Origin of the sequence: Cupriavidus nantongensis (genome assembly GCF_001598055.1) — a bacterium.
GTDB classification, from domain to species: domain Bacteria; phylum Pseudomonadota; class Gammaproteobacteria; order Burkholderiales; family Burkholderiaceae; genus Cupriavidus; species Cupriavidus nantongensis.
Genome location: NZ_CP014844.1, coordinates 3448587 through 3462731 on the forward strand (window position 1 = coordinate 3448587; position 14145 = coordinate 3462731).

The 14145-nt window shown below is 66.9% G+C and carries 15 protein-coding genes and 3 tRNA genes; 8 read left to right on the top strand and 10 right to left on the bottom strand.

All coding sequences use genetic code 11. The annotated features are described in order from the left end of the window. The first annotated feature begins 24 nt into the window (after positions 1–24). The 4 genes from A2G96_RS15895 (at position 25) to A2G96_RS15910 (ending at position 2500) form a co-directional block, all read left to right on the top strand. Entirely contained in the window at positions 25–681 is a 657-nt protein-coding gene (locus A2G96_RS15895) for an energy transducer TonB (protein WP_062800819.1), read from the top strand. 63 nt (positions 682–744) lie between these two features. Continuing rightward, positions 745–1473 carry a MotA/TolQ/ExbB proton channel family protein gene (locus A2G96_RS15900; protein WP_062800821.1) on the top strand — a complete coding sequence of 243 codons (729 nt, stop codon included), beginning with the start codon at positions 745–747 and terminating at the stop codon, positions 1471–1473. Positions 1474–1494: 21 nt separating this feature from the next. After that, on the top strand, positions 1495–1908 hold the full coding sequence (locus A2G96_RS15905; protein WP_062800824.1) for an ExbD/TolR family protein: 414 nt from the start codon (positions 1495–1497) through the stop codon (positions 1906–1908). Between the two features lie 262 nt (positions 1909–2170). Next, entirely contained in the window at positions 2171–2500 is a 330-nt protein-coding gene (locus tag A2G96_RS15910; protein WP_026164069.1) for a hemin uptake protein HemP, read from the top strand. Positions 2501–2769: 269 nt separating this feature from the next. On the opposite strand, the gene A2G96_RS15915 is transcribed toward A2G96_RS15910, so the two are convergent. Together A2G96_RS15915 and A2G96_RS15920 are read right to left on the bottom strand one after the other, a co-directional pair. Continuing rightward, positions 2770–3177: a heme-binding protein gene (locus A2G96_RS15915; RefSeq protein ID WP_062800826.1), complete on the bottom strand. Its 408-nt coding sequence runs from the start codon at positions 3175–3177 to the stop codon at positions 2770–2772. A gap of 165 nt (positions 3178–3342) precedes the next feature. Further along, positions 3343–3600 carry a hypothetical protein gene (locus A2G96_RS15920; RefSeq protein WP_062800828.1) on the bottom strand — a complete coding sequence of 86 codons (258 nt, stop codon included), beginning with the start codon at positions 3598–3600 and terminating at the stop codon, positions 3343–3345. A gap of 114 nt (positions 3601–3714) precedes the next feature. On the opposite strand from A2G96_RS15920, the gene A2G96_RS33730 reads away from it, so the two are divergent. Further along, positions 3715–3882 (top strand): hypothetical protein, encoded by a 168-nt coding sequence (locus A2G96_RS33730; RefSeq protein ID WP_154676085.1) that lies wholly within the window; start codon positions 3715–3717, stop codon positions 3880–3882. On the opposite strand, the gene A2G96_RS15925 is transcribed toward A2G96_RS33730, so the two are convergent. Both A2G96_RS15925 and A2G96_RS15930 read right to left on the bottom strand, forming a co-directional pair. Continuing rightward, positions 3861–4211, bottom strand: a complete 351-nt coding sequence (locus tag A2G96_RS15925) for a hypothetical protein (protein ID WP_012353293.1) — start codon at positions 4209–4211, stop codon at positions 3861–3863. The two genes, A2G96_RS33730 and A2G96_RS15925, sit on opposite strands and share 22 nt — an antisense overlap. A 693-nt stretch (positions 4212–4904) precedes the next feature. Further along, on the bottom strand, positions 4905–6017 hold the full coding sequence (locus A2G96_RS15930; protein ID WP_062800830.1) for a YeiH family protein: 1113 nt from the start codon (positions 6015–6017) through the stop codon (positions 4905–4907). A 99-nt stretch (positions 6018–6116) separates the two neighbouring features. On the opposite strand from A2G96_RS15930, the gene A2G96_RS15935 reads away from it, so the two are divergent. Beyond that, complete coding sequence (locus A2G96_RS15935; protein ID WP_062800833.1) at positions 6117–7058, top strand: LysR family transcriptional regulator; 942 nt, start codon at positions 6117–6119, stop codon at positions 7056–7058. Between the two features lie 23 nt (positions 7059–7081). Here the strand turns inward: A2G96_RS15935 and A2G96_RS15940 are convergent, their stop codons facing one another. The 6 genes from A2G96_RS15940 to uvrC form a co-directional block, all read right to left on the bottom strand. Further along, entirely contained in the window at positions 7082–8314 is a 1233-nt protein-coding gene (locus A2G96_RS15940) for a cation:proton antiporter domain-containing protein (protein WP_082818980.1), read from the bottom strand. A gap of 361 nt (positions 8315–8675) precedes the next feature. Further along, positions 8676–8749: transfer RNA gene (locus tag A2G96_RS15945), tRNA-Cys, on the bottom strand. Between the two features lie 123 nt (positions 8750–8872). Further along, a tRNA-Gly gene (locus A2G96_RS15950) sits at positions 8873–8948 on the bottom strand. A gap of 60 nt (positions 8949–9008) precedes the next feature. Continuing rightward, positions 9009–9084: transfer RNA gene (locus A2G96_RS15955), tRNA-Gly, on the bottom strand. Between the two features lie 172 nt (positions 9085–9256). Further along, positions 9257–9856 carry a CDP-diacylglycerol--glycerol-3-phosphate 3-phosphatidyltransferase gene (gene pgsA / locus A2G96_RS15960; RefSeq protein ID WP_062800835.1) on the bottom strand — a complete coding sequence of 200 codons (600 nt, stop codon included), beginning with the start codon at positions 9854–9856 and terminating at the stop codon, positions 9257–9259. 129 nt (positions 9857–9985) lie between these two features. After that, on the bottom strand, positions 9986–12034 hold the full coding sequence (uvrC, locus tag A2G96_RS15965) for an excinuclease ABC subunit UvrC (protein WP_062800839.1): 2049 nt from the start codon (positions 12032–12034) through the stop codon (positions 9986–9988). Positions 12035–12140: 106 nt separating this feature from the next. Between uvrC and earP the strand changes: the two genes are divergently transcribed. Both earP and efp read left to right on the top strand, forming a co-directional pair. Next, positions 12141–13304 (top strand): elongation factor P maturation arginine rhamnosyltransferase EarP, encoded by a 1164-nt coding sequence (earP, locus tag A2G96_RS15970; protein WP_062800842.1) that lies wholly within the window; start codon positions 12141–12143, stop codon positions 13302–13304. 204 nt (positions 13305–13508) lie between these two features. Further along, a complete protein-coding gene (efp, locus tag A2G96_RS15975; RefSeq protein ID WP_010814696.1) occupies positions 13509–14069 on the top strand; it encodes an elongation factor P in 561 nt (186 codons plus the stop codon). Positions 14070–14145 lie beyond the last annotated feature (76 nt).

Here is a 14145-nt window from a genome sequence, read left to right on the forward strand (position 1 = left end):
CCGGCAGACTTTTGTTGTTGACACATGTTCGACCAACGCTTCTTAAAGATTACGCTCGCCGTCCTGCTGTTCCACGTCGGCCTGCTTTACCTGATCCAGAGCGGCCTGGGCCGCAAGCTCACCGAGGCCGTGATCGCGCCGGAAATCATCGCGCGCATCATTCCGCTCGAACCGCCCAAGCAGGAGGCCCCGCCCGAGCCACCCAAGCCGAAGCCCAAGCAGGAAACCCCGCCCAAGCAGGTCAAGGTGACCACGCCCAAGCCAACGCCGCCGCAGCCCAGGCCGGCACCGCAGCCGGTCGCCGACCTGCCGCCGACGCCTTCGGCACCTGAAGCGCCGCCTGCCCCGCCGGCGCCCCCGGCACCGCCCGAGCCCGCCCCGGCACCGGTGTCGGCCGCGCCGCGCGCGGTCGGCATCGGCGAAATCCAGTGCACGCCGCCGCAACCGAAGTATCCTTCCCAGTCGCGCCGCATGGGCGAGACCGGCAAGACCGTGGTGCGGCTGACCACCGATGAAAGCGGCAAGGTCGTCAAGACCGCCGTGGTGTCGTCGAGCGGCTCGTCGCGCCTTGACCAGGCCGCGGTCGACGCCGTGCAGGCGATGCGCTGCAAGCCCTATATGGACAACGGCCGCGCCGTCGCCGTCACGGCGCAGCAGCCGATCGGCTTCGAGCTGAACTGACCGCCCCGGATTTCCGATCTCTGATCTGACCTAAACCAAGCGAACTCACCAGGAAACCAACACATGCAGGACCTCGGACTCACCCACCTCTGGTCGCAAGGCGACTTCGTCATGCGTGCGACCGCCATCATTCTGCTGATCATGTCGCTCGCCTCATGGATCGTGATCCTGACCAAGGCGTGGGATCTGGTGCGCCTGAAGAAGATGGCGCAAGGCGCGGAAAAGCGCTTCTGGCACTCGGACGATTTCGACCACGCGCTGGAAACCCTGGGCGCCGGCGATGCCAACCCGTTCCGCACGCTCGCCATCGCCGGCAAGGAAGCCGCCCAGCACCACCGCGCCAGCCAGCCGCAGCTGCACGACGTGATGGATATCTCCGACTGGCTGACCCGCTCGCTGAAAAGCTCCATCGATGAATCGGTGGCGCGCATGCAATCGGGCCTGGCGGTGCTGGCCTCGGTGGGCTCGACCGCGCCGTTCGTCGGCCTGTTCGGCACCGTGTGGGGCATCTACCACGCGCTGATCGGCATCGGCGCCTCGGGCGTGCCGACCATCGACAAGGTTGCCGGCCCGGTGGGCGAGGCGCTGATCATGACCGCCTTCGGCCTGGCCGTGGCAATCCCCGCCGTGCTGGGCTATAACGCCCTCACCCGCGGCAACAAGTCGGTGATCTCGAAGCTCAACCGCTTTGCCCACGACCTGCACGCCTACTTCGTCACCGGCGCGCGCGTGCGCCCCACCGGCGCCCGCGCCGAGGACGGCACCGTGCGCCTGGCCGCGGCACAGCGCTAAACCGCAAGCAAGGAAGTCATCATGGCATTCGGCACTCTCGAAGGGGACGACGACGAGGTGATGAGCGAAATCAACATGACGCCGCTGGTCGACGTCATGCTGGTGCTGCTGATCATCTTCATCATCACCATCCCCGTGATCAACCACGCGGTGAAGATCGACCTGCCGCGCGCCACCAACACGCCGAACGACCCCAAGCCGCAGAACATCAACGTCTCGATCGATGCAAGCGGCAAGGTCTTCTGGAACCAGCAGGAAGTCGACCAGGCCACGCTGGAAAGCAATATCGCGCTGGCCGCGCAGCAGCAGCCGCAGCCTGAGCTGCATCTGCGCGCCGACCGCGAAGTGCGCTACGAGCGCGTGGCAGAAGTCATGGCCGCCGCGCAACATGGCGGGCTGGGCAAGATCGGCTTCATCACCGAGCCCAAGCAGTAGGCAGCAAGCCGGCGCCTGCGGGCGCTGCTGGGAACGACAAAGGGCACCTTCGGGTGCCCTTTTGTCATGGTGCCGGCCGCTTGCATACAAACGTCTGCCCGCGCCGCGCCACCGCGACGTAGTCGTTGCCTGAATCTTAGCGAGAGACTATTGTAATGATAACAATTCTCATTTAATATTCTTCCATCGACTGCGCCAGGCGCGGCATCGCCGCCCCGGATCGCACTCCCCTTACTCTCCTATCGCAGAACGGAGCCAGATGATGAGCACTCTTTCCCTGCCACTGTCGCAACCCCGTGAAGTCACCCGCCGCCGCCTGTCGCTGCGCCGCGTCGACGTGGCCGCGCAGCCGCGCCGGGACGCCGGCGCCAAGACCGCGCCGTCGGCGATCGCCTCGGTCAAGTCCGCCGTGGCCGCCCTACCGGCGCGCCTGGAAGCGCTGGTGCGCGACAGCCTGAGCTCGGCGCCCGCCGGCGAGCCGGTGGCGCTGGACGCGATCATGCGCGGTGCCAGCACGCTGCCGATCCTGCACAACGGCGAGGTCTATACGCTGCGCGTGACGCGCTATGGGAAGCTGATCCTGACCAAATGACTCGGCCCCGCGGCGATTCCGCAAGAAGACAGCCAGGGTTAGCGATTCGAAACCCGCGCCAGGCGCGGACGCCACGAACGTGGCAGTAAAGACTTTTGTGGGGACCACCTCGGAACGAGGTGTTGGGCAGTAGCCAGGTATGCGTGCCGCGGGCGGGAGTCAGACCCCACGCCAGGCCGGCCGTACCCAGCCATGCCCTCTTTTATGCCGCCCCGCAGGCCGTGCCTGCGGGGCTTTTTCATGCGCCGGCGCCAGCGCCGGCGCTTGCCTTACAGGCCCAGCGCGGCGATGCCGGCACGCGCGACCTGCGCGTCCTCGGTCGACTTCACGCCGGACACGCCGACGGCGCCGACCACCTGCTCGTTGCAGACGATGGGCACGCCGCCCTCCAGCATGCCCTGCAGCACCGGCGCGGTCATGAACGAGTAGCGGCCGTTGTTGATCATGTCTTCGTAGACCTTCGACTCACGGCGGCCCAGCGCCGAGGTACGGGCCTTCTCGCCGGCGATATAGGCCGAGATCGGCGCGGCGCCGTCCAGGCGCTGCATGGCCAGCATATGGCCGCCGTCGTCGACCACGACGATCGACACGGCCCAGTGATGGTTCTTTGCCTCGGTTTCCGCTGCGGCCATGATCTTCTTCACGTCGTCTGCCGTCAGAACCGTCTTTTGCTGCATGCCACTCTCCTGGTCATTGATTTGGATTGAGGCCGAAGTATAGCGCCGCACCTGTGCCACCGTCATGGCAGGCGACCCGCCGTGCCCCCCCCCCCGCACGGTACCCACCACGGCAAAATGGCCCGCGAGCGGGCCATCGATCATGCGAGGATTGCAGCAGTGCGCTCAGGCACCATCGGTGAACGGATCCGGCTTGCCGATCCTGGCGCCATCGGTATACGGGTCGGTCTTGCCGACGCGCGCGCCATCGGTGAACGGGTCGGGCTTGCCGACCTTGGCGCCATCGGTGTACGGGTCGACTGCGCCGACCTTGGCGCCGTCGAGATACGGGTCGACCTTGCCGACCGCGGCGAACGAGGCGGTGGACGCAGTGCCCAGGAACGCCAGTGCGGCGGCGGCAATCACGGCTTGTTTGATCTTCATGAGATTCCCCTTGCTTCTTGGTTGGTCACGGCATCGCACGCCAGATAAATCAGCGTCATCGCGATGTCACACAAGTAGTTTAGGGAAAACCCTTACGCAGATGCAGGTGATGCTTTGAGCAGTCTGTTCAAATATTTTGACCTCGATCAAATTGCGCCAGAAAGCCCGGAACCAGCCCGGCATCGTTATGTCGCAATGCAGCGCCAAAAGGAAAGGGCCCGCAAGCGGGCCCTTTCCTTCAGGACAAAGCGGATCGAAGATCAGTCGCGCCACCTGCCGTGACCGTGACCATGCCCGTGGCCGCGGTGATAGCCCGGCGGGCCATAGTAGCCGCGGTGACCGCCGTAATAGCGCGGCGGACCGTAATAGCCAGGACCGTAGTAGACCGGGCGCGGGCGAACCACCACCGGCGGCGGACCGTAATAGACCGGAGCCGGTGCCACCACGACGGGCGGCGGACCATAGTAGGCCGGAGCGGGCGGATAATACGCCGGCGCACCGATCACCACGCCCGGAACGCCGACGGACACGCCAACGCTGACATGGGCCATGGCTGCGCCAGACGCCAACCCGGCGGCAATACCGAATGCTGCAAGCCACCAACGTTTCATATCCGCCTCTCAAAGTGGGATTTCTCGTAACTGGTATTGTAGGGGTTCGGAAATTTCCAGGTGCAACGGCGCACACGACATTGTTACCAGCCGTAACAGTGTCGTCACTTTTCGCGCGAGGCTGGTCTGAGGGGCTCGGCGTGTTGGCGTCCCGCCCTTCGATCTAAGCCGCAGCTTGCATCCGCGATGCGCAGCCACCACAATATCGGGCTTGCCGCGCGCTGCAGCAACAGGAATCCAGACGCAGCGCTCGCGCCCGAGTGGTGAAATCGGTAGACACAAGGGACTTGAAAATTTGAGCCTTCGGGGGGAAACGCCCGAAGTGACGCCCGTCAAAGTCGGCGAACGCCCTGGATCCATCGTATCCGAGCCAACGCCGAGCCAAGCCCGACCGCATGGCCGGGAAGGTGTAGAGAGCAGACGGCGGGCACCTACGGCCGCGAGGCTATGGTGAAGGCGTGCTCCAGACCACGAACAGCGTCCGCGCTGGCGGCGAAAGCCGAAGTGGGAAGAAAATCCCTCGCCGCAAGGCGTGCCGGTTCGATTCCGGCCTCGGGCACCAATTCCGGTCGACAGCCTTTGCATGGCGGCGACCGCTGCGAGCCGCTGGTCGCTCTGACGGCTGCCGCATCCGTGCAGTAAAACAAAAAGGGGGCCATCGCCCCCTTTCCCCTCGGCGCCCGGCTGACGCCGTCACGCCATGGCGTAGCACATCAGCGCCCCTACCCCGATCAGGAACACGAACAGCACCCCTGCCAGCGCCAGCGGCTTGCGGCCGGCGCGCACCAGGTCGCCGATGCGGGTGTGCAGGCCGATCGCCAGCATCGCGCAGGCCAGCAGCCAGTTGTCCAGCGCGATCAGCGGCGCCTTCCAGGCAGCGGGCACGGCCCCGGCCGAGTTCACCGCCATCACCGCGACAAAGCCCACCGCGAACCACGGCACCGACTTCATGATGCCGCGCAGGCGGCCGGCGCCGGCGCCGGAGCCCGACTCGGCCGCTTGCGAGCCGCCCTGCGGCCACAGCGCCATCACCAGCAGCAGCGGGCCCAGGGCCAGCACGCGCACCATCTTGGCCACCACGGCGGCGTCGGCGGTCGGCTCGCTGATCATCTTGCCGGCGGCGATCACCTGCGCCACCTCGTGCAGCGTCGCCCCGGTGAAGATGCCGAACATGCGCTCGCTGACGGCCCAGTGCCAGTGGCCCGTGGCCAGTTCGTACAGGTAGGGATAGAGCAGCATGCCGACGGTGCCGAACAGCACCACCGTCGCCACTGCCACCGCAGTCTGCTTGTCGTCGGTGCGCACCACCGACGACACCGCGATGGCCGCGGCGGCGCCGCAGATGGCGCTGCCGGAACTGACCAGGATCGCCTCGCGGCGGCTCAGCCCGAAGAAACTTGTGCCGACCCAGGTACCGAACAGCAGCGTGGCGACCAGCATGGTCAGCGGCACGGCGATGCCCGGCAGGCCCAGCGCGACGATCGAGGCGAAGGTCAGGCGCAGCCCGTACAACGCCACGCCCAGCCGCAGCAGATAGTGCCGCGCTACCTGCATGCCGGGGGCCAGCGGCGCCAGCCAATGGCGCGGCAGCGTATTGGCCGCGACCATGCCGGCGCACATGGCCAGCGTCAGCGCGCTGAGCCCGTAGCGCGATACCGCCGGATGCTCGGCCAGCGCAATCGCCAGCCAGGCGATGCCGCCCAGCGGCAGCAGCGTCAGCAAGCGCTGCGACCAGGGCGGCGGCAAGGCCGCCGCGGCAGTTGGCGCGGTGACCGGAGTGGTGCGGGGGCTGGAGACGGAAGACATGGCAGGCTCGGGTTGGTGTGCTTTAGTGACTCAAGCGTAATGGCGCCCACCTAACCCGTAAAACGGGTAATATCGTTATGCGTTATTGATATTTTCGATATGGACCTCCACCCCCACCCGCCAGCCGCGCCGCGGCCGGAGCAGCGCCCGCTGCGCCTGACGCTGCGCCAGTTGTCCGTCTTTGTCGCGGTGGCTCAGCATGGCAGCACCATGGCGGCAGCCCAGGCGCTGGCGATGTCGCAGTCAGCGGTCAGCGCGTCGCTGGCGGAGCTGGAGCGCGCGCTGGACAGCCCGCTGTTCGACCGCATCGCGCGCCGTCTCAGCATCAATGAGACCGGTCGGCAATTTTTTCCGCGCGCGCTGTCGCTGCTGGACCAGGCGCAGGAGCTGGAGCGTTTTGCCACCCAGACCGGGGTCCAGCTGCGCATCGCCGCCAGCAACACCATCGGCAGCTATATGCTGCCGCCGCTGCTGGCGGGCTTCCGCCACTCGCGCAGCGGCCCGTGCACGCTGGACCTGCGCATTGGCAATACCCGCGAGGTGCTGCAGTCGCTGCTGCAGTTCGAAGCCGATATCGGCCTGGTCGAAGGCGCCAGCCATGAACGCGACCTGCGCAGCGTGCGCTGGTGCGACGACGAGATGGTGGTGATCGTCGGCCCGTCCCATCCGCTGGCCGCGGCGCCGCATGACCTGGTCGCCCTGCGCGATGCCGAGTGGATCGTGCGCGAGCCCGGCTCGGGCACGCGCGAGGTGATCGAGGAGCGGCTGGTGCCGCTGCTCGGGGAGCTGCGCTTCGCGCTGGAACTGGGCAATGCCGAGGCCATCAAGCGCGCGGTGATGAGCGGCTTTGGCGTCAGCTGCCTGTCGCTGCATGTGGTGCGCGACGAACTGGAGCGCGGCACGCTGGTGGCGATCCGCGACGGCCTGCCGCGCATTGTGCGCCCGCTGCAACTGGTGGTGCACCAGGACAAGTTCCCGACCCAGGGGCTGCTGGCATTCACCGAATACCTGCGCACCATGGCGCCGCGCATCGGCGCCTGAACGGTGCCCCGCCGGAATACCCCTCAGGCCGGCTGGGGATCGGCGCCGCGGCCGCGGCGCGCAGTGTACAGGTCGAGCATGTGGAACAGCACGGGATTGAGCATGATCGACAGCAGCGCGCCGGCCAGGATCAGCGCCTGGCCGCGCTCCGGCAGGATCTTCAGATAGACGCCCAGGCTGGCGAGGATGAACGAGAACTCGCCGATCTGCGCCAGGCTGACGGCAATGGTCATGCCGGTCTGCCCCGAATGCCCGAAGGCGCGCACGATGCCGAGCGCCGCCAGCGACTTGCCAACCACGATGATAAACACGGTCGCCAGCACGCCCCAGGGGTCGTTCACCAGCACCATCGGGTCGAACAGCATGCCCACCGAAACGAAGAACAGCACGGCGAAGGCATCGCGCAGCGGCAGCGATTCCTCGGCGGCGCGATGGCTGAATTCGGATTCCGCCAGCACCATGCCCGCGAAGAACGCGCCCAGCGCAAACGACACGCCGAACAGCGCATAGGCGCCATAGGCCACGCCCAGCGCCGTCGCCAGCACGCCCAGGCGGAACATCTCGCGGTTGCCGGTCCAGACGATGCGCTCGAGCATCCACGGGATAAAGCGGCGGCCGATCACCAGCATCACCGCGACGAACGCCGCCACCTTGCCCAGCGTGGCGAAGATCGCCAGCACCACCTCGCCCGTGCCCGGGCCGGCCTCGCCGGCAGCCGCGCCCGCGCCGGCCAGCAGGCCCGCCATCGCCGGCAGCAGCACCAGCGCCAGCACCATCGCCAGGTCTTCGACGATCAGCCAGCCGACGGCGATGCGCCCCTGCGGCGATTCCACCAGGTCGCGCTCCTGCAGTGCCTTGAGCAGCACCACGGTGCTGGCCACCGACAGCGCCAGCCCGTACACCAGCCCCTGCCCCCACGACCAGCCGAAGCCCCACGACACCAGCATGCCCATCAGCGTGGCGATGCCGATCTGCACCACCGCGCCCGGAATGGCGATGCGCTTGACCGCCATCAGGTCCTTGATCGAGAAATGCAGGCCCACGCCGAACATCAGCAGGATCACGCCCAGCTCGGCCAGTTCCGGCGCCAGCGCCTGGTCGGCGGTGTAGCCGGGGGTATGCGGCCCCACCACGATGCCCGCGCACAGGTAGCCGATCAACGGCGGCAGGCGCAGCCGGCTGGCGACCGCGCCAAGGATAAAGGCCAGGACGATACCGCCGACGATGGTACTGATAAGCGGGGTGGCGTGATGCATGCGTGCGGGGTTCCTCGTGTCAGGGGCTGAACGGCTAACCCGCTCCCTTGCCCTGGCGAGTGGCACAGCGCATCCGGCGCGCACCAGCGGTCAGCGCGGGACAGTCGCCACAACCCTCGGCAGCAGCATCGGAACGGGGAAGAACGGGAAATGCCGCAGCGGCCCCGGACACGCCGGCGGCGCGTCACGGATCGGGGATGGCGATTGACATGCTGCCCCGCGAGCCAAGCCGCGGAGCCCCCCGAAAAGCGTACGACAGGAGTAATGTAACATGCCCGCCACGTCCGGGCGGCGCAGCCGGGCCATGAAAGCGGCCGCGAAAACAAAAAACGGCGCCAAAAGGCGCCGTTCTGCTTGCAACTGGAGGCGGAGGTCGGAATCGAACCGGCGTACACGGCTTTGCAGGCCGCTGCATAACCACTCTGCCACCCCGCCAGGTGACGTGCTGCTGGATTGTATCCGCATTCAGCCGCGGCTGCCGCAGCGCTTCGATGCGGCATGCCGCTGTGCGGCGCTTCAACCCAAACAAAAAGGGAAGCGTGGCTTCCCTTTGGGGATTGGAGCGGGAGACGAGTCTCGAACTCGCGACCTCAACCTTGGCAAGGTTGCGCTCTACCAACTGAGCTACTCCCGCATACAACTTTGACTGCCAGCCCCGCACCGCGATGACCACGCTGCCGGACCTGATTTGACCTGGAGCGGGAGACGAGTCTCGAACTCGCGACCTCAACCTTGGCAAGGTTGCGCTCTACCAACTGAGCTACTCCCGCAGGGCACTACTGAAATCGAATCAAAGGCGTTTTATGCTGCAACACGCCGATATCTCACAACATCTTGCGCTAAACCCACCTTATCTCGCTGCTTTCGTTTGCGTCGTCAGCAACGAGAATGAGATTATGCAAAGAACTGCCCTCCCCGTCAACCACTTTTTCGATTTTCTTTTCATTTGGGCGCGCCTGCGCGCGCCACCACGTTGCTGCGTTCGCGGATCTGCGGCCACGCCAGCTTCATGTAGTAGATCATCGACCACAGCGTCAGCACCGCGGCGACATAGATCATCCAGGTGCCGAGCAAATGGGCATCGAAGCCGAACAGGCGGTCGCTGAACAGCAGCAGCGGAATCGCGACCATCTGTACGGTGGTCTTGAGCTTGCCGAGGAAATTCACCGCGACGCTCTTGGACGCGCCGATCTGCGCCATCCACTCGCGCAGCGCCGAAATGGTGATCTCGCGCCCGATGATGACCAGCGCGATCAGGTCGGTGACCCGGTCCAGCGCCAGCAGCGACAGCAGCGCCGCGGTCACCATCAGCTTGTCGGCGACCGGGTCCAGGAACGCGCCGAACGACGAGGTCTGGTTCCAGCGCCGCGCGAGGAAGCCGTCCAGCCAATCCGTCACCGCGGCGATGATGAAGAACGCCGCCGCGGTCAGGTTCTTGGTATGCATCGGCAGCCAGGCGTCGGGCAGATAGAAGACCCCTACCACCAGTGGAATCATGGCGACGCGAAGCCAGGTCAGCAGGATCGGGATATTGAAGGGCATGGAACTCGGACGGCGGGGGGGACGGTAACCAATCCTGCGATTGTCGCCGATTTCGGGGCCAATCGAGCATTTCCGGCGATTGGCACGGCGATTGGCACGCCGGCCCGCCGTCGGCCAGGGCCGGCGCACTCAGTGCAGCTGCCGGTAGATTTCCTCGGCAAGCCCGCGCGAAATGCCCTCGACGCTGGCCAGTTCGTCGATGCTGGCAGCCATCACGCCTCGCAAGCCGCCGAAGCGGGTCAGCAGCTTCTGGCGCCGGCGCGCGCCGATGCCCTCGATCTCTTCCAGCCGCGAGGTAGTGCGCGTCTTGGCGCGGCGCGCGCGCATGCCGGTGATGGCAAAGCGGTGCGCCTCGTCGCGGATCTGTGCCACCAGCATCAGCGCCGCACTGCCCTGGCCCAGTTCCAGCGCCGGGCGGCCATCGGCGAACACCAGCGTCTCCAGCCCCACCTTGCGGCCCTCGCCCTTGGCCACGCCGACCAGCAGGCCGACATCCAGGCCCAGCTCCTCGAACACCTGCCGCGCCACCTCGACCTGGCCCTTGCCGCCGTCGATCAGCACGATCTGCGGCACCAGCGCCGCGGCCTCGCTGCCGCCTTCCATGCCACCTTCCGTGCCGCCGTCTTCCTGGATCTGCTCGACCAGCTTCTGGTAGCGCCGCGTCAGCACCTGGCGCATCGCCGCGTAGTCGTCGCCCGGGATGATGTCCTGGATGTTATAGCGCCGGTATTCGCTGTTCTGCATGTCGTGGTGGTGGTACACCACGCACGACGCCTGCGTCGCTTCACCGGCGGTATGGCTGATGTCGAAGCACTCGACCCGCAGCAGCGCCAGGTCTTCCAGGTCCAGCCCGATGGTTTCGGCCAGCGCGCGCGTGCGCGCTTCCTGGCTGCCCTGCTCGGCCAGCCGGCGCGACAGTGCCAGCGCCGCGCCCTGCTGCGCCATCTCCAGCCAGATCCTGCGCTGGCCCTGCGGCTGGCGCACCAGCGTGACCTTGCGCCCGGCGTGCAGCGCCAGCGCCTCGAGCACCGCGCCGTCGTCCGGCACATGGCTGACCACGACGATGGGCGGCGCCGGCTGCTCCAGGTAGTGCTGCACCATGAAGGCCGACAGCACGCGCGTGGCGATGCGATCCACCGTCAGCGGCAACGAGGCGGCCGCGGCGCCAGACTCGTCGGTGGCCTCCTCGGTGGCCTCCTCGGTGGCCTCGTCGGCGCCCTCCTCGGCGCGCTCGTCCGCGTCCTCGACGATCATCGCCGCCTCATCCGCATGCGCCGGGAAGTAGGCCTTGTCGCCCAGGTGGCGCCCGCCGCGCACCATCGCCAGGTTGACGCAGGCGCGGCCGCCCTCGACCGCGACGGCCAGCACGTCGATGTCGCGCGCCTGCCCGCCCACCTCTTCCACCGCCTGGCGCTTTAGCACGGTCGACAGCGCCGCGATCTGGTCGCGCACCGCTGCCGCCTGCTCGAATTCCAGCCGCTCGGCGTGCTGCTCCATCTTGCCCTGCAGGCCCTCCAGCACCTCGCTCTGCCGGCCTTGCAGGAAGCGCGCCGCGTTGGCGACATCGCGCGCGTAGTCGTCCTCGCTGATGGCATTGACGCACGGCCCGGTGCAGCGGTGGATCTGGTGCAGCAGGCACGGCCGCGTGCGGTTGTTGAAGACGGTGTCCTCGCAGGTGCGCAGCTGGAACACCTTCTGCAGGATCTGCATGCTCTCGCGCACCGCATAGGCGCTCGGGAACGGGCCGAAGTACTGGTGCTTGCGGTCGGTCGCGCCGCGGTAGTACGCCATGCGCGGGAAGCGGTGCCCGGTCAGCTTCAGGAACGGGTACGACTTGTCGTCGCGGAAAAGGATGTTGTAGCGCGGCGCCAGCGCCTTGATCAGGTTGTTCTCGAGCAGCAGCGCCTCGGCCTCGGTGCGCACCACCGTGGTCTCGATGCGCGCGATGCGCGATACCATCATCGCGATGCGCGGCGACAGCTGGGTCTTGTTGAAGTAGCTCGCCACCCGCTTCTTCAGGTCGCGCGCCTTGCCCACGTAGAGCACGTTGCCGTTCGCGTCGAAATAACGGTAGACGCCAGGCAAGCCGGGCAGTTGCGAGATCACCGGGCGGGCATCGAAGGGCTCGGCCGGCGCCTCGTCGGCGGGTGTCGGGGAATCGGGTTGCTGGTCTGACATGTGGGGACGGTGACCGCTGCGGGCCGGCGCACGTCAATGCCGCGCGGCCTCTAAAATCGCAAGTTTAGAGCAATTCAACCGCGCGCCCCGCCGACCGCCACCACTCATGCCTATCCGCTCCTGGGACATCTTCTGCACCGTGATCGACAACTTCGGCGACATCGGCGTCTGCTGGCGGCTGGCCCGCCAGCTGGCGCAGGAGCACGGGCACGCGGTGCGGCTGTGGGTCGACGACCTCGCCAGCTTCGCGCGGCTGGCGCCGGAGCTCGACACCGCCGCGGCGGTCCAGCACCTCGCCGGCGTGGAAATCCGCCCGTGGCATCCGTCCGCCGCGGACGGTGAAGCGGACGGCACCGCCGGCGCAATGCCGCACGATGCCGTCATCGAAGCCTTCGCCTGCCACCTGCCGCCGGCGTTCCTCGAGCGCATGGCGGCGCGCGCCCCCAACCCCGCGTGGATCAACCTGGAGTACCTGAGCGCCGAAGCGTGGGTGCGCGAACATCATGCGATGCCCTCGCCCCATCCGCGCCTGCCGTTGGTCAAGCACTTCTTCTTTCCCGGCTTCGAGCCCGGCACCGGCGGGCTGCTGCGTGAATCGATGCTGGGCGCGCAGCGTGCCGCATTCCTCGACGGCGCGGCGGCGCAGGCATCACTGTGGCACCGGCTGGGCGTGACGCCGCTGACCGATGCGCTGCGCGTGAGCCTGTTCGCCTACCGCAACCCGGCGCTGCCGGCACTGCTGGAGCAATGGCGCGACGGCAGCGAGGCCGTCCATTGCCTGGTGCCCGCCGGCTTGGCGGCCAGCCAGGTGGCGGAGTGGCTCGGCGCCCCGCTGGAGCCACACCGACCGGTCGCGCGCGGCAGCCTGTGCGTGCAGGCCATTCCCTTCGTGCGGCAGGAACACTATGACGAACTGCTATGGGCCTGCGACCTCAACTTCGTGCGCGGCGAGGACTCTTTCGTGCGCGCGCAGTGGGCGGCGCGTCCGCTGGTCTGGCACATCTATCCCCAGGACGACGAGGCCCACCGGGTCAAGCTCGATGCCTGGCTGGAACTGTTCGCGCAGAGCGGCGTGGCAGCGGACGCGGCGGCGGCGCTCGCCGATTTCTGGCACGCCTGGAACGGCTACGGCAATGCGCCGGACTGGCCGCGCCTGCGCGCGCAGATGCCGGCACTTGCGGCGATCGCGCCGCGCTGGGAGCGGCGCTTGCAGCATCCAGGCGACCTTGCCGCCAACCTGGTGGCGTTTTGCGAAAATCAGGTAAAATAACCGGTTGATCCAAATGGCGACCGGGCCGGAGAACCAGGGTCTTGCCGGGCGTGAACCACCACGCGGGGCAATGGCCTAAAGCAAGCTGGGCACGGGGTCGCGAGCGCGTGGATCCGGGCTCTCGCGGGCTTACCGCGGGCACGCCGGCAGCGCGCCTTCGCCATTCCAAATTCCTAGACTTTATTTTTCAGGAAATCAGTTCAGATGAAAATCGCACAGGAACTCCGCGTCGGTAACGTGTTCATGATCGGCGGCGATCCGATGGTCGTGCAGAAGGCCGAGTACAACAAGTCGGGCCGCAACGCCGCTGTGGTCAAGATGAAGTACAAGAACCTGCTGACGGACGCACCGGGCGAATCGGTGTTCAAGGCCGACGACAAGTTCGAAGTGGTGGTGCTCGAGCGCCGCGAATGCACCTACTCGTACTTCGCTGACCCGATGTACGTGTTCATGGACGCCGACTACAACCAGTACGAAGTCGAGAAGGACAGCATGGGTGACTCGCTGAACTACCTCGAGGACGGCATGAACGTTGAAGTCGTGTTCTACAACGACAAGGCCATCTCGGTCGAAATGCCGACCACGCTGGTCCGCGAAATCGTCTACACCGAGCCGGCCGTCAAGGGCGACACCTCGTCGGGCAAGGTGCTCAAGGGCGCCAAGATCAACACCGGCTTCGAGCTGCAAGTGCCGCTGTTCTGCAACATCGGCGACAAGATCGAAATCGACACCCGCACCGGCGAATACCGCAGCCGCGCCAACTAAGGCGCTGGTCTGGCCCCGCTCCAGCGCGGGGCGCGCAATAAAAAATGGCAGCCTCGGCTGCCATTTTTGTTTGCGC